Source organism: Streptomyces sp. NPDC057438 (assembly GCF_042802995.1).
Classification (GTDB): Bacteria; Actinomycetota; Actinomycetes; order Streptomycetales; family Streptomycetaceae; genus Streptomyces.
The window spans coordinates 1-23,622 of sequence record NZ_JBHVDD010000122.1; the positions used below are offsets into that span (position 1 = coordinate 1).

Sequence of the window (23,622 nt, forward strand, 5' to 3'; positions counted from 1 at the left end):
CTCTCCCCCTGTCCGGGCCCATGCCCGGGCCGCGTGACCGGTGCCGCACGTCTGGCCATCGGCACACGCCGCACTATCGTGGGAGGCATGGGCGATCTCGCGGGCCCGGACGACGACGGGCTTCCCCCCGACCGGACCCAGGCCATCCTCGAAGCGGCGAAGGAGGTCGCTTCGCTGCTCAAGGCCGGCGGACACCCGTTCGCACTGGCCGGTGGTGTCGCGGTGTACGCCCACGGCGGGCCGGGGACCCTCCAGCACGACGTCGACTTCTGTGTGCTGCCGGAGGACATCGACGCGGTCACCGCCACTCTGGAGGAGGCGGGGCTGGCCGTGGTGCAGCCGCCCGAGGACTGGCTGCTGAAGACCCGGAGCCAGGGCCAGGAGGTCGATCTGATCTTCCGGCCGTCCCGGGCGCCCGTCACCCGCGCGCTGCTGGACCGGGCCGAGGCGCTGTCGGTCCAGTCCGTGTGGATGCCCGTGCTCGCGGCGACGGACCTGCTCGTCGGGCGGCTCATGGCGTTCTCCGAGCACTACTGCGACTTCGGTGCCGTACTGCCGATCGCCCGCGCCCTGCGCGAGAAGATCGACTGGAGCCGGGTGCGGCAGGAGTGCGGTGCCGAGCCGATGCCGGCCGCCTTCCTGTATCTGCTGGAGCGCCTCGACGTGATCGAGCCGGAGGAGACCGGCGATGGCGACAGCACCTGACCCCCCACCGGCCGGCGGACCGGGCGAGAGTGCCGCCCACCCGGCCGCGCACACCGAGTACCGCATCGCCCACCTGGAGGAGCGGCTCGCCCGGAGCGCCCTGGCCGAACTCGGGATGCGGATCGAGGCGCGCGGCGACGCCGTGCACATCACCGGTACGGCGTCCACCGCGGCCGACCGTGAGGCGATCCTGCGCCTGGCGGCGCAGGAGCTGCCGGGTGTGCCCGTGCGCGCGGACATCACCCTGGCGGACGTCACCGCGCCGGACCGTCACGAGGAACTGTCGTGATCCGCGTCGCGGCCGTCGGGGACATCCATCTGGGGCTCGACGGCCGCGGTCTGCTGCGCCCGGCCTTCGACACCCTGCCCGACCACGCCGACCTGCTGCTGCTCGCCGGGGACCTCACCCGGCACGGCACACCGGAGGAGGCCCGCGTGGTCGCCGGCGAGGTCGCGGGACTGCCGGTTCCGGTGATCGCCGTGCTCGGCAACCACGACCACCACGCCGAGCGCCCCTCCGAGGTGACGGCCGTGCTGCGGGAGGCGGGGGTGACCGTGCTGGAGGGCGAGAGCACCGTCGTCCGGGTCGACGGCGTACGGGTCGGTGTCGCCGGGACCAAGGGGTTCGGCGGCGGCTTCGCCGGGCGCAGCGGCAGCGAGTTCGGAGAACCGGAGATGAAGGCCTTCGTCCGTCACACCCGGGGGCTCGCGGACGGGCTGCGCAGCGCACTGGAGGAGCTGGCGGAGGGCGGCTGCGCGGTCCGGATCGCGCTCACCCACTTCTCCCCCGTTCCGGACACACTCGTCGGTGAGCCGCTGGAGATCTATCCCTTCCTGGGCAGCTATCTGCTGGCCGAGGCGATGGACGAGGTCGGCGCCGATCTCGCCGTCCACGGCCATGCCCATCTGGGCACCGAGCACGGCATCACGAGCGGGGGCGTGCGGGTGCGCAATGTCGCCCAGCCGGTCATCCGGCGCGCCTTCGCGGTGTACGGGCTGCCGGTGCACCGGGCCGGCCCCGCGGGGGCGAACGGTCCGTAGCGCCTGTTGCCCCGGCCGGGGGACGTTCGGTCCGGGGCCCTCGCGCGGTGCCCGTAGCGGGTCATGGGGCGGAGTCACCGTCCGTCGGCGCCGTCCACTCGGCGACCGGCGTCGAGGGCTGAACCCCGGGGAAGCCGCACCGCTCCCCCGGGGTTCCACGCGTCCTACGCGGCGGGGACCGGCGCCTGCCCGACGGACTCCGCCGACTTCTCGAACTGTGTCCGGTACAGCTCCGCGTACCGCCCGTCCGCCGCCAACAGCTCCTCGTGGCGCCCCCGTTCCACGATCCGGCCGGCCTCCACGACGAGGATCTGGTCGGCGGCCCGTACCGTCGACAGGCGGTGGGCGATGACCACGGCGGTCCTGCCCTCCAGCGCCTCCGTGAGCGCCTCCTGGACGGCGGCCTCCGAGGTGTTGTCGAGGTGGGCGGTGGCCTCGTCGAGGATGACGACGCGCTGGCGGGCCAGGAGCAGCCGGGCGATCGTCATGCGCTGGCGTTCGCCGCCGGAGAGCCGGTAGCCCCGTTCGCCGACGACGGTGTCGAGGGCGTCGGGCAGGGCGCGGACGAGGTCGTCGAGGCGGGCCCGGCGCAGGACGTCCCACAGGTCGTCGTCCGTGGCGTCCGGGCGGGCCAGGAGGAGGTTGGCGCGGACGGTGTCGTGGAAGAGGTGGCCGTCCTGGGTGACCATGCCGAGGGTGGCGCGCAGCGACGCCGCGCCGAGGTCGCGCACGTCGACGCCGCCGACGCGGACGGCCCCCGTGTCCGTGTCGTAGAGCCGCGGCAGCAGCTGGGCGACGGTCGACTTGCCGGCGCCGGAGGAGCCGACGAGCGCGACGGTCTGGCCGGGTTCGGCGCGGAAGGAGATGCCGTGCAGGACCTCGGTGCCGCCCCGGCTGTCGAGGGAGGCCACCTCCTCCAGGGAGGCGAGGGAGACCTTGTCGGCGGACGGGTAGCCGAAGCGGACGTCGTCGAACTCCACGGCCACCGGGCCCTCGGGCACCTCGCGGGCGTCCGGTTTCTCCTGGATGAGCGGCTTGAGGTCGAGCACCTCGAAGACGCGCTCGAAGCTCACCAGGGCGCTCATGATCTCCACGCGCGCCCCGGCGAGGGCGGTCAGGGGCGCGTACAGCCGGGTCAGCAGCAGCGCGAGGGACACGATCGCGCCCGCGTCCAGGGTGCCGCGCAGCGCGAACCAGCCGCCGAGGCCGTACACCAGGGCGAGCGCGAGGGCCGAGACGAGGGTGAGGGCGGTGATGAACGCCGACTGTGCCATCGCCGTACGGATGCCGATGTCCCGCACCCGGGCGGCGCGTTCGGCGAACTCGGCGGACTCGTCGTCGGGCCGTCCGAACAGCTTGACGAGGGTGGCGCCGGGTGCGGAGAAGCGCTCGGTCATCCGGGTGCCCATCGCCGCGTTGAGGTCGGCCGCCTCCCGCTGGAGCCGGGCCATCCGGCTGCCCATGCGCCGGGCGGGGATCACGAAGACCGGCAGCAGGACGAGCGAGAGGAGGGTGATCTGCCAGGAGAGCGTGAGCATGACGGCGAGGGTGAGCAGCAGGGTGACCAGGTTGCTCACCACTCCGGACAGGGTGTTGCTGAAGGCCCGTTGGGCGCCGATGACGTCGTTGTTGAGACGACTGACGAGCGCTCCCGTACGCGTACGTGTGAAGAACGCGACCGGCATGCGCTGCACATGATCGAAGACGGCGGTCCGCAGATCGAGGATGAGTCCCTCGCCGAGCGTCGCGGACAGGCGTCGGCCGAGCAGGCCGAGCGCCGCCTCGGCGACCGCGATGACGGCGATGAGCACGGCAAGGCGGACGACGTGTGCCTCGTCCCCGCCCGACACGATCACGTCCACGACGTTCCCCGCGAGCACAGGCGTCGCCACGGCGAGCAGCGCGGTCACGACACTGAGGGCGACGAACCACGCGATACGGCGACGATGTGGACGGGCGAAGGCGCCGATGCGCCGTAGCGTCGCGCGGGCGAAGGGGCGGGTGTGCCGCTGGGCGGTCATCATGCCCTGCAGCTGGGTCCAGGCGGTGGTCTCCATACTCATGGACGGGACGCTAGGACCTCGACCAAGGTTGAGGTCAAGGCGTGGACCGGGACGTGCGTCCTCGGGCCCCCCGGCCCTCCGCCGGTCGACCGCCGTCCCCGTGTCCGCAACCCTGTGTTGGCCGGGTGCGGAGAACCTCTCCGGATGTGACAGCGATACGAGTCCGACGACGGCGCGCCGGGCGGGTCCCGGTGCGGCGGATCCTCTGGCCGGTCCCCCTGATCCTGGTTCTCGTGGTGGCCGCGCACCATCGCCCGGTCCTCGCCGAGGGGTTCGGCCGTCTCGCGACCGCCCGGTGGCCCTGGCTGACCGCGGCGCTCGGCGTGACCTGTCTGACCTGGGTCGCGGCGGCGGTGACCCGGCAGGGGGCGCTCGTCGAGCGGCTGCCGGCGGGGCGGCTGCTGGCCACTCAGTTCGCGGCGGGCGCGGCGAACCATCTGCTGCCGACCGGGCTGGGCGCGAGTGCGGTGAACCTGCGGTTCATGACGGTGTGCGGGGTGTCGCTGCCCCGCTCGTCGGCGGCGCTCGCGCTGTACCTGCTCGCCGAGTCCGTCGCCCGCGTCGGTCTGCTGCTGGCCCTGCTGCTCGCGTTCCCGCGGGCCCTGCGGCCGGGGCCGCTGCTCCCTGACGGTACGTCGACTCCCCTGCTGGTCACGGCCGTCGTCACCGCGTGCGCCGCCGTGGCCGTGGTGGTCCTCGTCCGACGGCCGCGCACGGCCGTGCTCCGCTTCGTCCGGACGGCACTCGGCGAGGCCCGTGCGATCCACGGACGGCCGACGCGTGTCCTGGCGCTGTGGGGCGGCTCGTTCGCGTTCCCGGCGCTCCAGGCGGGCGTACTGGCCGCCGTGGGTCTGGCGTTGGGGCTCGACATCCCGGTGGCGCACATGGCGCTCGCCTATCTCGCCGCCACGGTCGCGGTCGCCCTCGTCCCGACCCCGGGCGGTCTCGGCTCGGTGGAGGCCGCGCTCGTGGTCGCCCTGGTGGCGGCGGGTGGTCCGGTGGCGGAGGCGACCGCGGTGGTACTGGCGTTCCGGATCGTCACGGTCTGGCTGCCGCTGCTGCCGGGCGCGTTGACGCTCGGCGTGCTGGTCCGACTGAAGGTCATCTGACGCCAGGTCCGACGTCGGGTGGGACACCCGTCGTGGATTCGTGAAGGGGAGGCGGCCGTACCGCGGTGCACATCCGGACAATCCAGGGGGTTGCGGGGCCCGTCGTCAGCCGATCCGCGCAGGTCCGGTGCCGATCAGCCCTGCGGATACGGCAGGATGAGCGATCGCGCCCGACGTCGTACGCACGTCCGGGCAGGCGCTGATCGTGCATCTCGAATTCGAGCAGGTGGCAAGGTGACGACACATCACATACGGCCCACGGGTGCCGGCATACGGCCCGTCGACCGCTCTCCCCGTCCCCCGGGAGGCGACCGATGACCCGGGCCCTCACCTTCGACGACTATCTCGTGGCCGGAATCACCCTCGCCGCCGGCCTGCTGGCCGCGTTCCTGCTGCGGCTGCTGCTGCGCTGGCTCGGCGGCCACGCGACGAAGACCCGCTGGGGCGGTGACGACGTCATCGTCGACACGCTGCGGTCGCTGGTGCCGTGGGGCACGTTCGTCGGCGGCGCGGCGGCCGCGGCGGCGGTGCTGCCGCTGACGAGAACCGTGCAGCACAACGTGAACCAGTCCCTGACGGTGCTGTTCATCCTCGTCGCGACGATCACGTCGGCCAGGGTGATCGCCGGTCTGGTGCGCACGCTCGCCCAGTCCCGGGCCGGGGTCGCGGGCTCGGTCACGATCTTCGTGAACATCACCCGGGTCACGGTCCTCGCCATCGGCTGTCTGGTGATCCTCCAGACGCTGGGCATCCCGATCGCCCCACTGGTCACCGCTCTCGGTGTCGGCGGTCTCGCGGTGGCCCTGGCCCTCCAGGACACCCTCGCCAACCTCTTCGCGGGCATCCACATCCTCGCCTCGAAGACGGTCCAGCCGGGTGACTACATCAAGCTGAGCAGCGGTGAGGAGGGCTATGTCGTCGACATCAACTGGCGGCAGACGACGATCAAGTCGCTCTCCAACAACCTGGTGATCATCCCCAACGGCCAGCTCGCCGGCACCAACATGACCAACTTCAACCAGCCCGAGCAGGACATGACCCTGCTGGTGCAGGTGGGCGTCGGCTACGACAGCGACCTGGAGCACGTCGAGCGGGTCACCAACGAGGTCATCGCCGAGACCATGAAGGAGGTCGAGGGCGCGGTCCCCGACCACGAGCCCGCCGTCCGCTTCCACACCTTCGGCGACTCGCGCATCGGGATGACGGTGATCCTCGGGGTCGGGGAGTTCAGCGACCAGTACCGGATCAAGCACGAGTTCATCAAGCGGCTGCACAAGCGGTACCGGGCGGAGGGGATCAGCGTGCCGGTGCCGCGGCGGGCGATCACGCTCCAGACGGGGGGCGGCAGCGTGGAGATCCCTCATCAACGGGAGTCCTCCGTCGAGGTCGCGTCGTAGGGGACGGTTGTCGGGTGCGGGCCCGGTGGGGCCTCTCGCGCAGTTCCCCGCGCCCCTGGAAAGCAGGGGCTGCGCCTCCTGCTTTCCGACTCCCACCGGACCCGCACCCGACATCGCGCCCTCTCCCCGCCCCCTGTCGAGTACCGCCCCCGCACGAGATATCTTGATGTCGAGCAATGTTGCAGACGTGGAGCGGAGCACCCGGTGACTGACTCGACCATCATCTACACACACACTGACGAGGCGCCCGCCCTGGCGACCCACTCGTTCCTGCCCGTGATCAAGGCGTACGCCTCGCAGGCCGGTGTCTCCGTCGAGACCCGTGACATCTCGCTGGCCGGGCGCATCATCGCCGTCTTCCCGGAGTACCTGGAGGAGGGCCAGCGCATCCCCGACGCCCTCTCGGAGCTGGGCGAGCTGGCCAAGACGCCCGCGGCGAACATCATCAAGCTGCCGAACATCTCGGCGTCGATCCCCCAGCTCAAGGCCGCCGTCGCCGAGCTCCAGGGCCAGGGCTACGCGCTGCCGGACTACCCGGACGACCCGAAGACGGACGAGGAGCGCGAGATCCGCGCCCGCTACGACAAGATCAAGGGTTCCGCCGTGAACCCGGTCCTGCGCGAGGGCAACTCCGACCGCCGCGCCCCGGCCTCGGTGAAGAACTACGCCAAGAACCACCCGCACCGCATGGGCGCCTGGTCCGCCGACTCGAAGACCAACGTCGCGACCATGGGCGAGAACGACTTCCGCTCCACCGAGAAGTCCGCGGTGATCGCCGAGGCCGGATCCCTGCGGATCGAGCTGGTCGGCGACGACGGCTCCACCACCGTGCTGCGCGAGTCCGTACCCGTCCTCGCCGGCGAGGTCGTCGACGCCTCCGTGATGCGCGTCGCCGCGCTGCGCGAGTTCCTGACCGCGCAGGTCGCCCGCGCGAAGGCCGAGGGTGTGCTGTTCTCCGTGCACCTCAAGGCCACGATGATGAAGGTCTCCGACCCGATCGTCTTCGGTCACGTCGTGCGTGCCTTCTTCCCGAACACGTTCGCCCGGTACGGCGAGACGCTGGCCGCGGCCGGTCTGTCCCCGAACGACGGTCTGGGCGGCATCTTCAAGGGCCTTCAGGCCCTGCCGGAGGGTGCCGAGATCAAGGCCGCCTTCGACGCCGAACTGGCCGAGGGCCCGGCGCTGGCGATGGTCGACTCCGACAAGGGCATCACCAACCTGCACGTGCCGTCCGACGTCATCGTCGACGCCTCGATGCCGGCCATGATCCGCACCTCCGGCCACATGTGGGGTCCGGACGGCGCCGAGGCCGACACCCTCGCGGTGCTCCCGGACTCCTCGTACTCCGGTGTCTACCAGGTCGTCGTCGACGACTGCCGCGCCAACGGCGCCTACGACCCGTCGACCATGGGCTCCGTCCCGAACGTCGGCCTCATGGCGCAGAAGGCCGAGGAGTACGGCTCCCACGACAAGACCTTCGAGATCCCCACCACCGGCACGGTCCGTCTCGTCGACCAGGCCGGCAACGTGGTGATCGAGCAGACGGTCTCCGCCGGTGACATCTTCCGCGCCTGCCAGACCAAGGACGACCCGATCCGCGACTGGGTGAAGCTGGCCGTCACCCGCGCCCGCGCCACCGGCGACCCGGCGGTGTTCTGGCTGGACGAGACCCGCGCGCACGACGCCAACCTGATCGCCAAGGTCAACGCCTACCTGCCGGAGCACGACACCGAGGGTCTGGACATCCGCGTCCTCGCCCCGGTCGAGGCCACCAAGCTGTCGGTGGAGCGCATCCGCCGCGGCGAGAACACCATCTCGGTGACCGGCAACGTGCTGCGTGACTACCTCACCGACCTGTTCCCGATCCTGGAGCTGGGCACCAGCGCCAAGATGCTGTCGGTCGTCCCGCTGATGGCGGGCGGCGGCCTCTTCGAGACGGGCGCCGGCGGCTCCGCCCCGAAGCACGTCCAGCAGCTGGTCAAGGAGGACTACCTGCGCTGGGACTCCCTGGGCGAGTTCTTCGCGCTGGTCCCGTCCCTGGAGCAGTACGCGACGGCCACCGGCAACACCAAGGCCAAGGTCCTCGCCGACACCCTGGACCGCGCCACGGCGACCTTCCTCAACGAGGACAAGTCCCCCTCGCGTCGCGTCGGCGGCATCGACAACCGCGGCAGCCACTTCTTCCTGTCCCTGTACTGGGCCCAGGAGCTGGCCGCCCAGACCGACGACGCCGACCTGGCCAAGGCCTTCGCCCCGCTCGCCGAGACCCTCACGGCGAACGAGCAGAAGATCGTGGACGAGCTGATCGCCGTCCAGGGCAAGCCGGCCGACATCGGCGGCTACTACCAGCCCGACCCGGCCAAGGCCGCCGCGGTCATGCGCCCGTCGGCCACGTGGAACGAGGCGCTGGCGAACTTCGCCTGAGTCCGACCTCGCACCTGCGTGCGGACCCGCGGGTCCGCACACACCGCCGCCCCGACCGGGATCCCTCCCGGCCGGGGCGGCTCTGCGAGGCACACCGGGAATCTGGCGCACGAACCCTTAGTGCACAACTAAGTCGCGCCCAATATGATCGGGAAGATTGAAGGTAGGGTTGTCGACCGTCATACAGAGCACAGGGCGGAGGAGCGGCACCGTGGGCACAGTCGGCGACATCGTGGGCACGGCCGGAACGGCCCAGGAGCCGGCCCCGACGCCGGGGCACGGCCTGCTCCTCGACGACCAGCTCTGTTTCGCGCTGTACGCCGCCTCGCGCGCGGTCACGGCCCGCTACCGGCCGCTGCTCGACGAGCTGGGGCTGACCTATCCGCAGTACCTGGTCATGCTCGTGCTCTGGGAACAGGACTCGATCTCCGTACGCGACCTGGGCACCGCGCTCCAGCTGGAGTCCAGCACCCTCTCCCCGCTCCTGAAGCGCCTGGAGGCCGGTGGTCTGCTGCGCCGCGAGCGCCGTACGGACGACGAGCGCTCCGTCGCCATCCGCCTCACCGAGGCCGGCGCCCGGCTCCGGGAACGGGCCCGGACCGTCCCCGTGGACATCGGCGAGGCCATGGGGCTCGGCCCCGAACAGCGCATCGCGGCCAAGCGGTTGCTGCGGCTGCTCACGGCCAACGTCGGCCGGGCATGACCTGACCCGGGCGTCACCGCGCTCACTATCCTCGCGACCGTGACCGACACCGAACCGATACGGCCTCCCGACGAGCGGCTGCCCGGCATGCGGCTCCCCGACATGCCGCTGCACGATCCGTTCGTGGTGGCGGACGGGGCCACCCGCACCTACCACCTCTACACGGGCAACGACCCGGCCGTCTCCGGCGTGGACGGCACCGGCACGATGGTCTACCGCAGCACCGACCTGCGCGACTGGACCCGCCCCGTCGTGGTCTTCCGGACCGCCGACCAGCCGGGGATCTGGGCGACGGAAGGGGCGTGGGCGCCGGAGGTGCACGCATGGGGCGGCAGGTACTACCTGTTCACCACGCTGCACGACGAGGGCAGGCCGCTCCCGCTGCCGGCCGCCGGCCGATGGGGCACGCCGTTCCAGCTCCCCCACCACATGCGGGGCACGGTCACGGCCGTCTCCGACTCGCTGCTGGGCCCGTTCACCGTCGTCGACCCCGGCCGCCCCACCCCGCCCGAGAACCTGATGACCCTCGACGGCACCCTGTACGTCGACCCGTCCGGTCAGCCCTGGATGGTGTACGCCCACGAGTGGCTGCAGACCGTCGACGGCACCATGGAGGCGATCCGGCTGGCCCCGGACCTGACCGGCACGATCGGGGAGCCGGTCCTCCTGTTCAGGGCCTCGGACGCGTCCTGGCTCACCGAGCAGATCCCCGCCGGGGTGCCCCACCAGCTCGCGCCCTACGTCACCGACGGCCCCCAGCCGTACCGGACGCCCGACGGCTCCCTGCTGATGCTGTGGTCCACGTACGAGAAGAACGTGGCCGGTGACGACGGCACCGTCGGCGGCGGCTATGTGCAGACCTACGCGGTCTCGCGGTCCGGCGACCTCAGGGGACCGTGGGAGCAACGACGGCCCCTGGTGCGGGAGGACAGCGGCCACGGCATGCTGTTCCGCACCTTCGACGGCCGGCTGATGATGATGCTCCACCGTCCCTTCGAGAACGCCCGCGGCAAGCTCTACGAGATGCGCCTCGACGGCCACGAACTGACCGTGCTGCGGCGCCGCGACGACCTCGACGGCGGCGGGTGAGCCGCCCCTCGGCGATCGCCACCGGCGCATGAGGGGCGCGCGTCCCCGCCGCGCCGTCGGTCACGGGGCGTAGACGTGGAAGCCCCTGCCCGTCTTGCGGCCCAGCATGCCGGCCTCCACCAGGCGTCGTAGGAACGGGGGCGGGGCGTACTGGGGCTCGCGGAACTCCTCGTGGAGGGCCTCCGCGATGGACGTGACCACGTCGAGGCCGATCAGGTCGGCGAGCCGGAGTGGGCCCATGGGGTGGGAGCAGCCCAGCGTCATGGCGTCGTCCACCGTGTCCGCCGAGGCGTGGCCCGCCTCCACCATCCGTACCGCGGCCAGGAGGTACGGGATGAGCAGGGCGTTGACCGTGAAGCCGGCGCGGTCCGGGGACCGGATGACGCGTTTGCCGAGCACGTCCGTCACGAATTCCTCGGCCCGTACCGCGGTCTTCTCCTGGGTGAGGAGCGTGGGGACCAGCTCGACCAGCGGCAGGGCGGGCACCGGGTTGAAGAAGTGGACGCCGATCACCCGGCCGCCGTCGGCGGTGGCCCGGGCCAGTCTGAGGACCGAGAGGGAGGAGGTGTTGGAGGCGAGGATGGTCTCGGGGTCCTGGAGCACCCGGTCCAGCCGAGCGAACAGCTCGCGCTTGGCCCGCTCGTCCTCGGTGATCGACTCGATGACCAGCTGCCGGTCGGCCAGCTCCGCCAGGTCACCGGTGTACGACACCCGGGCGAGGGCGTTCTCGTGGTCCCGGTCGGTGATCCGGCCCTTGCCCAGCACCCGGTCCAGGGAGCCGGTGAGCCGGGCCCTGCCCCTGGCCAGGGAAGCGGGTGAGGACGCCGCGACCATGACGTCGACTCCGGCGAGGGCGCACACGTGGGCGATGCCCGCGCCCATGGTGCCGCAGCCCACGATGCCGACCTTCTGGATGGCGTTCATCGGGTACTCCCTCGTCCGGCGACGAGCCGCTCGGGCCCGGGGGCCGCCGGGGCGGGGTCGCGCAGCAGGTTCAGCCGGTCCTCGCCCACGCGGTCCCGCAGGGCCTGGTCGGTCACCCCGAGCCCGGGGCGGGGCGCGAGACACAGGACGCCGACCTTGCCGGTGTGCCGGTTGGTCTGCACGAGCCGGGCGGCCTCGGCCACCTCGGCGAGCGGGTGGACGGCGGAGAGAACCGGGACGAGGTGGCCGAGGCGGAACAGCCGGTTGCACTCGGCCTGTTCCTGAAGGTTCGCGGCGTGGCTGCCCACGATCCGCTTGAGGTGCATCCACAGGTACCGGTTGTCGAAGCGGTGTTGATAGCCGGTGCTGGATCCGCAGGTGACCACGGTGCCGCCGCGGCGGACGACGAAGACGGACAGGGCGAACGTGGCCCTGCCGATGTAGTCGAACACGACGTGCGGGTCCTCGCCGGTCTCGGCGCGGATGATCCGGCCGAGGCGTTTGCCGGCTTCCACGCTCGCGTCGGGGTCGTCGGAGAGATCGCCGTCCAGGCCGATGTCGGCGCGGTTGATGACGACGTCGCAGCCGAGCGCCCGCGCCCGCCGACTCTTCTCCTCCGTACTGACGACGCCCACGGCGATGCCGCCGGCGTTCTTCACCAGTTGGACGGCGTAGGCGCCGAGTCCTCCGGTGGCACCCCAGATCAGCACGATGTCGCCCTGTTTGATCCGGGCGCCCCGGTCGCTGACGAGCATGCGGTAGGAGGTGGCGGCGCACAGCATCGTCGAGGCGGCCTCCTCCCAGGTGAGGTGGGCCGGTTTGGGAAGCAGTTGGCTGGCCCGGACCACCGCGTAGTGGGCCAGTCCGCCGAAGTTCGTCTCGAATCCCCAGATGCGCTGCTCGGCGCCGAGCATGCCGTCGGCGTGGGTGGCGGGTTCCTGGTCGTCCACCTGGACGCAGCTGACGACGACGTGCTCGCCCACCTGCCAGCGCCGTACCCCGGCGCCCGTGCGGACGACGACTCCGGAGGCGTCGGATCCGACGACGTGCCGGGGCAGGTCGTGCCGGGCGGCGGATCCGCCCTGGCGGCCCAGTCTGCGCAGGAAGGTGAAGGTCGGTACGGGTTCGAAGGTCGCCGACCAGACGGTGTTGTAGTTGATGGAGCTGGCCATCACCGCGATCAGTACCTCGTCCACGGCCAGTTCGGGCATGGGTACGGGGCCGACCCGCAGGGTGCGGCGTACGTCCCGGTCGGCGGCGTCGCCGAACAGGTCCACGTCCTCGGCGCGCAGATGGGCTGCGGTGTACTCGGTGGGCAGGGGTTCCTTCGCCAGCCGGTCGGGGGGCGCGCCGGCGAGCACCGCTTCGGTCAAGGGATCCATGGGGGGGGCTCCTCAATGGTCATCACTTCGGGTCCGCGGGCGGGCGCGGACGGGCCGTGGGTGAGGGGGCGGAGGGCGGCCGCCCGGGGTTCACCCGGACGCGGCCCGGGGCGCCACGACCGGTGGCAGCCGTGCGCGCAGTTCACCGACCAGCCGACGGCCGACCAGGTCGACGCCGGTCCGCTCCGCCTCGGCGAGGGCCTCGACGAGTCCGGCGCGGTCGTCGTCCGTCCAGTCCACGGTCGGCGGGCGCAGGAGGTACGTCCCTTCCGGCTCCCCGGCCCGGCCCGGGCGGACGCGCCGGTCGAGGAGGTGCAGATACCACCGCAGCAGGCAGCGCAGTGTCTCCGCCTGGCACTCCGGATGGTCCTCGGCGTCGGCGCGTTCACGGGCGTACGCGCGCACCAGGGCGTCCAGGTGGTAGCGGGAGTGGTCGTGTTCGCGCAGCAGGTGGGCGTCGACCAGCACGTCGAGCACGTCCTCGGCGTTCTCCCGGGAACAGCCCAGCAGCACCGCCGCGGTCTCGCCGCGGACGTACGGCGTGTTGCCCGCGCCGAGTCTGCGGAACGCCGCCGCGAGGTCGACGCCGTGCACGGACCGGCCGCGCAGGGCGGCGTATCCCGCGTCGAGTCCGGTGCGGACCGACAGGTCGCCGATGTGCAGTTCGTCGAGCAGGCGCCGCTGTTCGAGCAGGCGGTGGGCCAGGGCGCCGAGGCTGCGGCGGGGTCGTGAGCGCAGCCGGGAGCCGACGATGCGCAGGGCCAGCGGCACACCGGCGCACGCTTCGACGAGCCGGTGTGCGGCGGCGCGTTCGGCATCCATGCGGGAACGGTTGACGAATCGTTCCAGCAGTTCCAGCGAGGCTTCCTCGTCGAGTGCGTCCAGGCTGACGTCGTGGGCCCCTTCGAGGTCGGCGAGCCGGTGGCGACTGGTGACGATCACCCGGCTCGCTCCGCTGCCGGGGACGAGGGGGCGGACCTGGGCGGCGCTCGCGGCGTCGTCGAGCACGATGAGCATGCGGCGGTCGGCGACCAGGGACCGGAAGAGGGAGCTCCGGTTGACCATCGTCGTCGGCACCGCGACATCCGGCACCCCGAGGCCGACGAGCAGCCGGGTGAGGACCTCGGCGGGTTGCGCGGCGTTCCCCGTGCTGCCCTCCAGGTCCGCGTAGACCTGTCCGTCGGTGAAGTCACCGCGGACGGAGTGGGCCGCGTGCAGTGCCAGCGCGGTCTTGCCGATGCCGGCGGCGCCGTTGATGACGACCGTGGTGGCCGGACCCTCGGCCGGTGCCTTGCCGCGCAGCAGCCGCCCCAGCACGGCGGTCTCCCGCGTGCGGGCGGTGAAGTCCGTGACCCCCTGGGGTAGTTGGGCCGGGGTCGGCCAGCCGGGCCAGGACCGTCCGGAGCCGCCACGTGCCTCGTGGCGCTCCTCGGGGCAGGCCCGGTGCCGCGGCGGCTCGTCCTCGGCGCGCAGGATGCGCCGCTGGACGGCCCGTAGTTCGGCCCCGGGCTCGGTGCCGAGCTGGTCGATGAGCGCGGCGCGGGTCCGCTGGAACAGGTCGAGGGCCTCCGGCTGCTGGCCCGAGCGGAACAGCGCCAGCATGAGACGGCCGATGAGCCCTTCGTGGAGCGGGTGTTCCCGCACCATCTGCCACAGCTCCGGCAGGATCTCCGCCTGGCGCTGCAGTTCGAGGTCGAGGTCCACGCACCAGATACGGGTCTGCAGATGGAGCCGCTGCAGATGCGATGCCTCCATGTCCTGCAGGGTGCGCGAGGGTACGTCCATCAGCGGGTCGTGCCGCCACAGGGCGAGCGCCCTGCGGAGTTCCTCGGCCGCTTCCGCGGTGCGGCCCGCCTGGACGAGGGCGTCGGCGGTCCTGCGGTGGGCGGTGAACCGGCCGAGGTCGGTCTCGTCCTCCTCCAGTTCGATCAGATAGCCGGGCGCCCGGGTGGTGATCCTCGCTCTCCCGGCCTTGCCCAGGACCTGACGTAACCGCATGACATAGGTGCGGATCGTGGCGGCGGCGCTGGGCGGCGGGGTGCCGTCCCAGACAAAGCTGGCGATGTTGTCCACCGGGACCACTCGGTTCGCGTTGAGCACGAGGGCGGCGAGAATCACCCGCTGCCTCGCGGCGGGCACCCTCAGCTCGTTCCCGCCCGACCGGATGACCAGGGGACCTAGCAACAAGAACTCCATAACTGCCTCACCCCTACGAAAACATGATGCGATTCCGTCGATCGCGAGGTCCCCCGTGGCACGCTCGGCGCGCACCACTCGACGCGACAGTGGGTGGAACCCTTTCCGCGGCCGTCACCCGTGTCCGGGTGGCCGGGCGGGCAGGACGATGGCGGCGACGGACAGGCCGTCCCGTACCAGCCAGCGGCCGGAGAGCGTGGTGAGCCGGCGTGGACCGGGCACCAGCAGCCGGGCGGCGAAGAGTCCCGACGCGTGCCCCGGGGCGACTTCCCGGGGACGGAACTCGACGACGGCCTCGTCGAAGTCCAGTTCCCGGCCCGTGAGCGGGTACCAGACCTTGAAGACGGCTTCCTTGGCGCCGAACAGCAGCCGGTCCCACCACACTCCGGCGCGCCTGCCGTGCTCTGCGATCCAGGCGCGTTCCTCGGGCCGGGCGACGACGTCGAGCACCCCCTCCGGCAGGGCCTGGTGGGGCTCGGCGTCGATCCCCACGGCGAGGGCGTCGGACACCCGGGCCAGGGCGGCGGCACGGTAGCCGGCGCAGTGCGTCATGCTTCCGACCAGCCCGTCCGGCCAGCGCGGCGCCCCGCGGTGCCCGGGGACGACGGGGGCCGGTTCCATGCCGAGTTGGGCGAAGGCCCTGCGGGCGCAGGCCCGTACGGTGGTGTACTCGCGGCGGCGTCTGTCGACGGCGTCGCCGAGTGCCGCTTCCTCCTCGGGGAACAGACGGGTGCCGGGGAGGTCCTCCCGGGCCCACGCGGAGGCGACCGTGGCGGGCAGCAACTGGTCGATCACGGGGCGGTCACCGCCGGAAGGATCTGGCGCAGGACGCCTCGGGGCATGCCGCGTTGCCGGTGCTCGCGGGGGTAGCCGACCGAGACCTCCTCGAAGCGGACTCCGTCGTGCCAGGTGGTGCGGGGGATGTGCAGATGCCCGTAGACCACGACCTTGGCGTCGAACCGCACGTGCCACTTGGCGGTCTGTTCGGTTCCGCACCACTGGGCGAACTCCGGGTGGTACAGGACCCTCGTCGGATCCCGTACCAGGGGGAAGTGGTTGACCAGGACGGTCGGCAGCTCGGGATCGCGCTCGGCGAGCCGGCGCTCGGTCTCCACCAGCCGGGCGTGGCACCACGCCTCGCGACTCGGGTAGGGGTCGGGGTGCAGGAGCATCTCGTCGGTGCACACCACACCGGCCTCGTAGGCCTGGGTGAGCGCCTGCTCCTTGGTCGCGGCGGTGGGGGTCCGGAAACTGTAGTCGTAGAGGACGAAGAGGGGTGCGACGGTGACGGGGCCGCCCGGCCCGTCCCACACGGGATAGGGGTCCTGCGGGGTGAGGACGCCGAGCCCGCGGCAGATGTCCACGAGGTGGCGGTAGCGTTCCTCCCCGCGCAACTGGACGGGGTCGCTCGGCGGGGTCCAGAGTTCGTGGTTCCCCGGGGCCCAGATCACAGTGTCGAATCGTTCTCGCAACAGGGTCAGCGCCCACGTGAAGTCCTCGGTAATCTCACCGACGTCGCCGGCCACGATGAGCCAGTCGTCGTCGGACTGGGGACGCATGCCGGCCACGATGTGCCGGTTCTCCGGATAGGCCACATGAAGATCACTTGTTGCCATGAGCCTGCCTGGTACCCGTCCGGAAGATCTCATGCAGCACTTTCTACCGGCTGCTGCCCGCGCCGAGGCAGCGGATCTGGGGTGGCCGGGAAGATCTCTGGGGGTTGTAGGGGGTGGCTAGGGGTGGCCGCCATCGATTCGGGCTGCCTAACCTCCGTTACGTTGCCGGCAGGCACATGACCTACCAGGGCGAAGGACGGGCGGACGATGGATCGAAGCGCCGAGGAACCGGACCTGTGGCTCCGGTGCTTCGTGGCCGCCCCCCGGGCCCGGACACGGCTCGTGTGTTTCCCGCACGCCGGCGGATCGGCGAGTGCCTTCCACGCCATGGCGAGCGCGCTGCCGCCCGCCGCGGAGGTGCTGGCCGTGCAGTACCCGGGCCGACAGGACCGGCGGGCCGAGAAGTGCGTCGACAACGTACCGGAGCTGGTCGACCGGCTGGTGCCGGTGCTGACCGCGTCGGCCGACGACCGGCCGCTGGCGCTGTTCGGGCACAGCATGGGCGCCACCCTCGCCTACGAGGTGGCGCGCCGGCTGGAGCGGGAGGGTGGGGCGAACAGCCCGGTCACCGTGTTCCTCTCCGGGCGCCGGGCGCCGCGCTTCGAACGCAGTGAGTACATCCACCAGCGCGACGACCAGGGAATCCTGCGGGAGTTGGAGCTGCTGGGCGGGTCCGGCGCCGTGGCGCTGACCGACCCGGAGATCCTCCAGATGGTCATGCCGGCCATACGCGGCGACTACCGCGCGGCGGAGACCTACGTCCATGTGCCGGGACCGCCGCTGCGCTGCCCGGTGGTGGCGCTGACCGGGGACGCCGACCCGCGTGCGGCCGTGGCGGAGGTCGAGGCGTGGCGCGAGTACACGGAGGGACCCTTCGACACGCAGGTGTTCAAGGGCGGCCACTTCTTCCTCAATGACCATCCGGACGCGGTGCACGGCACCCTCCGCGATCGTCTGAGCTCGCTCCCGGTCTCCGGCGCGGGCACCTCTTAGGCAGACACGGAGGACGCTCGATGCCCGCAGCCGTCATCAGGGAACTGCTCAGCACCGTCGACCGGCTGGCGCACTGCGTCGGTTCACTGCGGTCCTCCGGATTCGGCGAGCCGCCCGCGCTCTCCCGACTGGCCGACGACGTGGAACGGCTGCGCGTCCATGTCCGCGCGGTCGTGGGTGAACCCGCCGGGGCGGTGCCGGCCCGCCCGCCGGCGGGCGAACGACCCACCGTGCCGGTGTCCGACATCCCCTACGACTCCAGGCTGTGGCACGGCGCCGACGACGAGGGCGTGGGCGGCCACGGCCCCCAGGTTCCCCCCACCCCCGGGCACGCCGGGTTCTGAGCGCGCGGAGCGAAGCCGAGGCGGGTCCGTACCCGAGCACGCCCCGGCTCGTCGTCCGGTGCTCCCCCGCCCCCTCGGCGTGCCGCTCACACCGACTCCCACCGGGACGGAGATCCCCCCATGGCTGAGCAGATCGGCATGACGCCACGGCTTCTCGAGTACGTCAGGGAGACCTCGCTGCGCGAGGACGACCTCCTGCTGGAACTGCGCGAAGCGACCGCCGGGCTGCCCGGCGGCGTCGCCCTTCAAGTCCCCGCGGAGGAAGGCCAGTTCCTCGCGCTGCTGGTCCGGCTCACCCGGGCGGCCGCGGTCCTGGAGATCGGCACCTTCACCGGTTACAGCACCCTGTGCATGGCCCGCGCCCTGCCTGCCGACGGGCGACTGGTGACGTGCGACATCACCGACCGCTGGCCGTCGATCGGCGCGGAGTTCTGGAAGCGGGCCGGGGTGGACTCCCTGATCGACCTCCGGGTGGGTGACGCGGCGGAAACCCTGGAGAAGCTGCTCGCCGACGAGGGCCCGGGCGTCTTCGACCTGGTGTTCATCGACGCGGACAAGGCGAACTACCCGCGGTACTACGAGCTGTCCCTGGACCTGCTCGCACCCGGCGGCCTCGTCGTCGTGGACAACACCCTCTTCTTCGGCCGGGTCGCCGATCCGCAGTTCACGGACGCCGACACGGCGGGCATCCGTGAACTCAACGCCCGGCTGCGCGCGGACGAGCGGGTGGACCTGAGCATGCTCACCATGGCCGACGGCATCACGCTCGCCCGACGCAAGGAGACCTGACAGCGCCGGGCTCCGGTCGAGGGGGCCGGTCCACGGTCACGAGGGCGATGGCGCGTCGCTCCAGCACCTCGGGACCGGCCACATGCGGTCGCGCCGCGGGCCGATGCCGTCAGGGGCCGGAAAACCGCGCGGCAGGGTCATGATCCCGCGGTCCTCGATTTCTCGACCGACGTCGGGCCCCGTGTCGCGGCCCGCGATACCGAGACGATATGCCCCCGCCGAAAGACTCTCTTGCGACTCGGACGACAGCGCCCATCCATTGCCGCCGACATACGGGACGGAGCTGCAATTCATCATGACCCAGTACCTGCCTGCCTTTTCCCAGCACATGAAGGATCTGGAGGCCGCCGGAGGAAAACGTGAATTCCTTGAGATCGGCCGGCTGGCCGGCCGCTTCCCGGCGGCGTCGAGCAAACTGGACGGTTCTTCCGCCGAAATCAGTGTGTGGTGCAGCAACGACTATCTGGGGATGGGACAGCATCCAGGGGTACTCGCCGCGATCAAGGACACCGTTGACGCGTTCGGCGCGGGGGCCGGCGGTTCCCGGAACATCGCGGGCACGAACCACTATCACGTGCTGCTCGAAAAGGAACTCGCGGACCTGCACGGCAAGGAGGACGCGCTCCTCTTCACCTCCGGTTACACCGCCAACGACGGCGCCCTCTCCATTCTCGCCGGACGCCTGAAGGACTGTGTCGTCTTCTCGGACGAGCTGAACCACGCCTCGATCATCGACGGTCTCCGGCACAGCCGTGCCGAGAAACACATATTCCGCCACAACGACTGCGCCCATCTGGAAGAACTGCTCTCCGCCGCGGACCCCGACCGACCGAAAATGATCGTCATGGAATCCGTCTACTCGATGGCGGGCGATATCGCACCCCTCGCTGAGATCGTCGACATCGCGAAGCGGTACGACGCGATGACCTTCCTCGACGAGGTCCACGCGGTCGGGATGTACGGACCGCAGGGCGCCGGCATCGCCGCGAGTCTGGGGCTGGCCGACGAGTTCACCGTGATCATGGGAACGCTGGCCAAGGGATTCGGCACCACCGGCGGCTACATCGCGGGCCCCTCCGTCCTGGTCGACGCGGTGCGGGCGCTCTCCCGCTCCTTCATCTTCACCACCGCGCTGCCCCCGGCATTCGTGGCCGGCAGCCTCGCCGCGGTCCGGCACCTGAGGAATTCGGACACGGAACGCGACACGCTGCGGACCAACGCGCAGTCGATGCACCGGCTCCTCAGGGAGCGCGGAATTCCCTTCATCTCGGACAGGTCCCATATCGTGTCCGTCCTCGTGGGCGACGACCACACGTGCAAGAAGGCCTCGGACATCCTGCTGGAACGCCACGGCATCTACGTCCAGTCGATCAACGCGCCGAGCGTCCGGGTCGGCGAGGAGATCCTGCGGATCGCCCCCGGAGCCGTACACACCCCCGAGGAGGTGCGGAACTTCGTCGAGGCGCTGGACGGAATCTGGACGGAACTGGAGCTGCCGCGCTCACGGCACCCCGAGCAGGCCTCGGCGACACGGCTCTGACGTCGACTCGGCACGACCTCACACAGCCGGCCCACGCCAGATCGGGACCCCTCCATGCCTGAGAACGCATCCACACCCGTGCGCGCGTCCATTCCCGCGCACGAGACGTACGTCGGCAAGATCCTCGACGTCATGTCCGCCGAACCCGGGAAGGTCGTCCTGTCGTGGCGCGACGAGACCTTCACCGGGGCCGAGTTGACCCGCTCGATCCGCTCCGCCGCGCAGGTCCTGCGCGGGCACGGGAACGGGACGACGGACGCGACGGACGGCGGTGGTCAGGCGGACGAGGACGCACCCGTCGTCGCCGTCCTGACCGTCACCAACTCCCCCGCGACCCTCGTCCTCCGCCACGCGGCCAACCTCACCGGCGCCACCGTCGTCCATCTGCAGACGACCAACGCGGTCGACCCCGGCGACCAGATCACCATGGACGCCAAGCTCACGATCCTCCAGGAGACGGGGGCGACACACCTCGCGGTCGACGCCGAGCACCTCCCTCTCGCCCGTGAACTGCGCGACCGTCTGCCCACCCCGCTCACCCTCCTCGGCTGGGGCGACCTGGGCGCCGACGTGCTCGACGTGACGACGGCGGACGCCGAGGCGTTCGACGCCTCCGGCATCGAGATCCCGCTCGACCGGGCTGCCGTGGTGACCTACACCAGCGGGACCACGGGCAGGCCGAAGGGCATCGCCGTCGACTTCCGGGCCCGCAACACGTACATCACCGCCGGGCTGACGATGGCCTGGCGCGCCGCCTATCTCGCCACCCTGCCGATGAGCCACTCCAGCGGCGCGACGGCCGACGACTCGCTCGCGTCCGGCGGATCGGTGGTCATCCACGACGGATTCGACGCGGGCGAGGTCCTGCGGGCCGTGGCGGAGCACGGGATCACCCGCATGCTGATCTCGCCCCCGCAGCTGTACCTGCTGATGGACCACCCTGAGGTCACCACCACCGACCTCTCCAGCCTCCAGATGCTCTGCTACACCGGGTGCCCCGCGTCCCCGGAGCGCCTGGCCGACGCCGTCAAGATCTTCGGCGAGGTACTCATCCAGGTCTACGGCACGAGCGAGACGGGCGCGATCAGCATGCTCACCCCGCCCGAGCACGCGGACCCCGAACTGCGGCTCACCGTAGGACGTCCGCTGGTCGGTGAGGTCCGGATCCGCGACGAGCACGACCACGGCGACCTGCCGGCCGGGGCAACCGGGGAGATCTGTGTGCGCTCGCCCTTCGCGATGCGTGCGTACGTGGCGGACCCGGAGCTGACCGCCCGTACGGTCAGGGACGGCTGGGTGCACACCGGCGATCTCGGCCGCGTCGACGAGCGCGGCTACCTCCACATCCACGGCCGGGTCGCCGATGTACTGAAGGCCAACGGGATCAAGATCCACCCCCTGACGGTCGAGAACGCCCTCATGGCCCACCCGGACGTCGTCCAGGCGGCGGTGTTCTGTGTGCGGGACGAGGACCGGGTCGAGCACCCGCACGCCGCGGTCGTGCTGCGTGAGGGCGGCACCGTCACCACCGCGGAGCTGCGCGAGCGGGTGAGCACCGCGCTCTCCCCGAAGCACGTCCCGGCCGAGATCGACATCCGTCCGGAGCTGCCGCTCACCGCCGTCGGGAAGCCGGACAAGGCGCGGCTGGCCGCGAGCGCGGGCCGCTGAGACGCGGATGTCCCTCTCCGTGGCCTCCGTACTCGCCGAGTCCGCCCTGCGCCGCCCGGACCACCCGGCGGTCGTCTTCGACTCGCGGAAGGTGTCGTACCGCGACCTGTGGGCCGGTGCCCGGCGGTACGCGGCCGTGCTGCGCGACCACGGCATCGGCCCCGACGACAAGGTCGCCCTGCTCCTGCCCAACACACCGCACTTCCCGATGGCGTACTTCGGCGTCCTCGCGCTCGGCGCGGTGGCCGTACCGGTGCACGCGCTGCTCAGGGCGGACGAGATCGCCTACGTCCTGCGCGACTCGGGCGCGAAGGCGCTGGTCTGCGCCGCGCCCCTGCTGTCCGAGGGCGGCAGGGGCGCGGCGGCCACCGGCACCCCCGTGTTCACCGTGGCCCGGGAGGAGGGGCGGGAGGAGGGTGGGCCGCCGCGCCTCGACGCGCTCGCGGAGTCGGCCACGCCCATCGAGCGCCACGTCCCGCGCGCCCCCGGCGACCTCGCGGTCGTCCTCTACACCTCCGGCACGACCGGGCGGCCCAAGGGGGCGATGATCACCCATCTGAACGTCGTGATGAACGTGACGACGACGCTGCACTCACCGTTCGACTTCCGGCCCGACGACGTCCTGCTCGGCGCGCTGCCGCTCTTTCACACCTTCGGCCAGATCTGCGGGATGAGCACCTGCTTCCAGGCGGGGGCGACCCTGGTGCTGATGCCCAGGTTCGACGCGCGGCAGGCGCTGGACCTGATGGCGAGCGAACACTGCACGCTGTTCATGGGCGTGCCGACCATGTATCTGGCCCTGCTCGCCGAGGCCCGAAAGGACCCGCGGCCGACGAAGCTCGACCGGGCGTTCTCGGGCGGCGCGGCGCTGCCGGTGAAGGTGCTCGACGAGTTCGAGGCGGTGTTCGGCTGCCCGGTCTACGAGGGCTACGGCCTGACCGAGACCTCTCCGGTGGTGGCCTACAACCAGAAGGCGTGGCCGCGCAGACCGGGCACCGTGGGCCGGCCGATCTGGGGTGTCGACGTCGAGATCGCCAGGGCGGACGTCGAGGACGCGATCGAGCTGTTGCCCGCCGGTGAGCGGGGCGAGGTCGTCATCCGGGGGCACAACGTGATGGCCGGCTATCTGAACCGGCCGGAGGCGACCGCCAGGGCGATCGTGGACGGCTGGTTCCGCTCCGGGGACATCGGCGTGAAGGACGCCGACGGCTGTCTGTCCATCGTGGACCGCAAGAAGGACATGGTCCTGCGCGGCGGCTACAACGTGTACCCCCGCGAGGTGGAGGAGACGCTGACCCGCCACCCGGCGATCGACCAGGTCGCGGTCGTCGGCATCCCGCACGAGGTGCACGGCGAGGAGGTGTACGCGGTCGTCGTGGCGCGGGCCGGCGTGCGGGCCGACGCCGCGCTCGCCGCCGGGATCGTGGCATGGGCGAAGGAACGGATGGCCGCCTACAAGTACCCGCGCGAGGTGCTGTTCGTCGACGCCTTCCCGCTCGGCCCCAGCGGGAAGGTCCTGAAGCGGGAGTTGATCGCCCGCATCCGGTCGGGCGACTGAGGCCCGCGGGGTATCGGGGACGGTCGGGTCGTGGGGGGGGGGCGGGGGGCGGGGGGTGGGGCCGGGGCCGGGGCTGGGGCC

General features: G+C 71.6%; 20 protein-coding genes. 14 read left to right on the plus strand and 6 right to left on the minus strand.

Annotation, left to right across the window (positions count from 1 at the left end; genetic code table 11):
- The first annotated feature begins 87 nt into the window (after positions 1-87).
- Genes ACFU5F_RS38760 through ACFU5F_RS38770 form a run of 3 tightly spaced genes read left to right on the plus strand, consistent with a single transcriptional unit; the run spans position 88 to position 1,746 of the window.
- Positions 88-705, plus strand: a complete 618-nt coding sequence (locus ACFU5F_RS38760; RefSeq protein WP_383897909.1) for a nucleotidyltransferase family protein — start codon at positions 88-90, stop codon at positions 703-705.
- On the plus strand, positions 689-994 hold the full coding sequence (locus tag ACFU5F_RS38765; RefSeq protein ID WP_383897911.1) for a hypothetical protein: 306 nt from the start codon (positions 689-691) through the stop codon (positions 992-994). The genes ACFU5F_RS38760 and ACFU5F_RS38765 overlap by 17 nt, the downstream gene beginning before the upstream one ends.
- Complete coding sequence (locus tag ACFU5F_RS38770) at positions 991-1,746, plus strand: metallophosphoesterase (protein ID WP_383897913.1); 756 nt, start codon at positions 991-993, stop codon at positions 1,744-1,746. Before ACFU5F_RS38765 ends, ACFU5F_RS38770 begins: the two co-directional genes overlap by 4 nt.
- 164 nt (positions 1,747-1,910) lie before the next feature.
- On the opposite strand, the gene ACFU5F_RS38775 is transcribed toward ACFU5F_RS38770, so the two are convergent.
- Complete coding sequence (locus ACFU5F_RS38775) at positions 1,911-3,803, minus strand: ABC transporter ATP-binding protein (RefSeq protein WP_383897939.1); 1,893 nt, start codon at positions 3,801-3,803, stop codon at positions 1,911-1,913.
- 152 nt (positions 3,804-3,955) lie between these two features.
- On the opposite strand from ACFU5F_RS38775, the gene ACFU5F_RS38780 reads away from it, so the two are divergent.
- The 5 genes from ACFU5F_RS38780 to ACFU5F_RS38800 all read left to right on the plus strand — a co-directional run bounded on the left by ACFU5F_RS38780 (position 3,956) and on the right by ACFU5F_RS38800 (position 10,531).
- On the plus strand, positions 3,956-4,918 hold the full coding sequence (locus tag ACFU5F_RS38780) for a YbhN family protein (RefSeq protein WP_383897915.1): 963 nt from the start codon (positions 3,956-3,958) through the stop codon (positions 4,916-4,918).
- A 314-nt stretch (positions 4,919-5,232) separates the two neighbouring features.
- Complete coding sequence (locus ACFU5F_RS38785) at positions 5,233-6,315, plus strand: mechanosensitive ion channel family protein (RefSeq protein ID WP_383897917.1); 1,083 nt, start codon at positions 5,233-5,235, stop codon at positions 6,313-6,315.
- A 204-nt stretch (positions 6,316-6,519) separates the two neighbouring features.
- Positions 6,520-8,739 (plus strand): NADP-dependent isocitrate dehydrogenase, encoded by a 2,220-nt coding sequence (locus ACFU5F_RS38790; RefSeq protein WP_383897919.1) that lies wholly within the window; start codon positions 6,520-6,522, stop codon positions 8,737-8,739.
- A gap of 283 nt (positions 8,740-9,022) precedes the next feature.
- Positions 9,023-9,442, plus strand: a complete 420-nt coding sequence (locus tag ACFU5F_RS38795) for a MarR family winged helix-turn-helix transcriptional regulator (RefSeq protein WP_383897941.1) — start codon at positions 9,023-9,025, stop codon at positions 9,440-9,442.
- Between the two features lie 39 nt (positions 9,443-9,481).
- The gene (locus ACFU5F_RS38800) at positions 9,482-10,531 is read left to right on the plus strand and encodes a glycoside hydrolase family 43 protein (protein WP_383897920.1); all 1,050 of its coding nucleotides are present in this window, start codon (positions 9,482-9,484) and stop codon (positions 10,529-10,531) included.
- Positions 10,532-10,591: 60 nt separating this feature from the next.
- Here the strand turns inward: ACFU5F_RS38800 and ACFU5F_RS38805 are convergent, their stop codons facing one another.
- The 5 genes from ACFU5F_RS38805 to ACFU5F_RS38825 form a co-directional block, all read right to left on the minus strand.
- Entirely contained in the window at positions 10,592-11,455 is an 864-nt protein-coding gene (locus ACFU5F_RS38805; protein WP_383897921.1) for a 3-hydroxybutyryl-CoA dehydrogenase, read from the minus strand.
- On the minus strand, positions 11,452-12,837 hold the full coding sequence (gene ccrA, locus ACFU5F_RS38810) for a crotonyl-CoA carboxylase/reductase (RefSeq protein ID WP_383897923.1): 1,386 nt from the start codon (positions 12,835-12,837) through the stop codon (positions 11,452-11,454). Before ccrA ends, ACFU5F_RS38805 begins: the two co-directional genes overlap by 4 nt.
- A gap of 90 nt (positions 12,838-12,927) precedes the next feature.
- Positions 12,928-15,033, minus strand: a complete 2,106-nt coding sequence (locus tag ACFU5F_RS38815) for a BTAD domain-containing putative transcriptional regulator (protein WP_383897925.1) — start codon at positions 15,031-15,033, stop codon at positions 12,928-12,930.
- 114 nt (positions 15,034-15,147) lie between these two features.
- Positions 15,148-15,828, minus strand: coding sequence for a 4'-phosphopantetheinyl transferase (locus tag ACFU5F_RS38820; protein WP_383897926.1), 681 nt, complete (start codon positions 15,826-15,828; stop codon positions 15,148-15,150).
- Positions 15,825-16,649 carry a metallophosphoesterase family protein gene (locus ACFU5F_RS38825; RefSeq protein ID WP_383897928.1) on the minus strand — a complete coding sequence of 275 codons (825 nt, stop codon included), beginning with the start codon at positions 16,647-16,649 and terminating at the stop codon, positions 15,825-15,827. The genes ACFU5F_RS38820 and ACFU5F_RS38825 overlap by 4 nt, the downstream gene beginning before the upstream one ends.
- A 207-nt stretch (positions 16,650-16,856) precedes the next feature.
- On the opposite strand from ACFU5F_RS38825, the gene ACFU5F_RS38830 reads away from it, so the two are divergent.
- The 6 genes from ACFU5F_RS38830 to ACFU5F_RS38855 all read left to right on the plus strand — a co-directional run bounded on the left by ACFU5F_RS38830 (position 16,857) and on the right by ACFU5F_RS38855 (position 23,541).
- Entirely contained in the window at positions 16,857-17,642 is a 786-nt protein-coding gene (locus ACFU5F_RS38830) for a thioesterase II family protein (protein WP_383897929.1), read from the plus strand.
- A gap of 20 nt (positions 17,643-17,662) precedes the next feature.
- Positions 17,663-17,986, plus strand: coding sequence for a hypothetical protein (locus tag ACFU5F_RS38835; protein WP_383897931.1), 324 nt, complete (start codon positions 17,663-17,665; stop codon positions 17,984-17,986).
- A 120-nt stretch (positions 17,987-18,106) separates the two neighbouring features.
- Positions 18,107-18,775 (plus strand): O-methyltransferase, encoded by a 669-nt coding sequence (locus ACFU5F_RS38840; RefSeq protein WP_383897933.1) that lies wholly within the window; start codon positions 18,107-18,109, stop codon positions 18,773-18,775.
- 295 nt (positions 18,776-19,070) lie between these two features.
- Positions 19,071-20,315, plus strand: coding sequence for a 5-aminolevulinate synthase (gene hemA, locus ACFU5F_RS38845; RefSeq protein ID WP_383897935.1), 1,245 nt, complete (start codon positions 19,071-19,073; stop codon positions 20,313-20,315).
- A 54-nt stretch (positions 20,316-20,369) separates the two neighbouring features.
- On the plus strand, positions 20,370-21,983 hold the full coding sequence (locus ACFU5F_RS38850) for an AMP-binding protein (protein ID WP_383897936.1): 1,614 nt from the start codon (positions 20,370-20,372) through the stop codon (positions 21,981-21,983).
- A 7-nt stretch (positions 21,984-21,990) separates the two neighbouring features.
- On the plus strand, positions 21,991-23,541 hold the full coding sequence (locus ACFU5F_RS38855; RefSeq protein ID WP_383897938.1) for a long-chain fatty acid--CoA ligase: 1,551 nt from the start codon (positions 21,991-21,993) through the stop codon (positions 23,539-23,541).
- Positions 23,542-23,622: the final 81 nt, after the last annotated feature.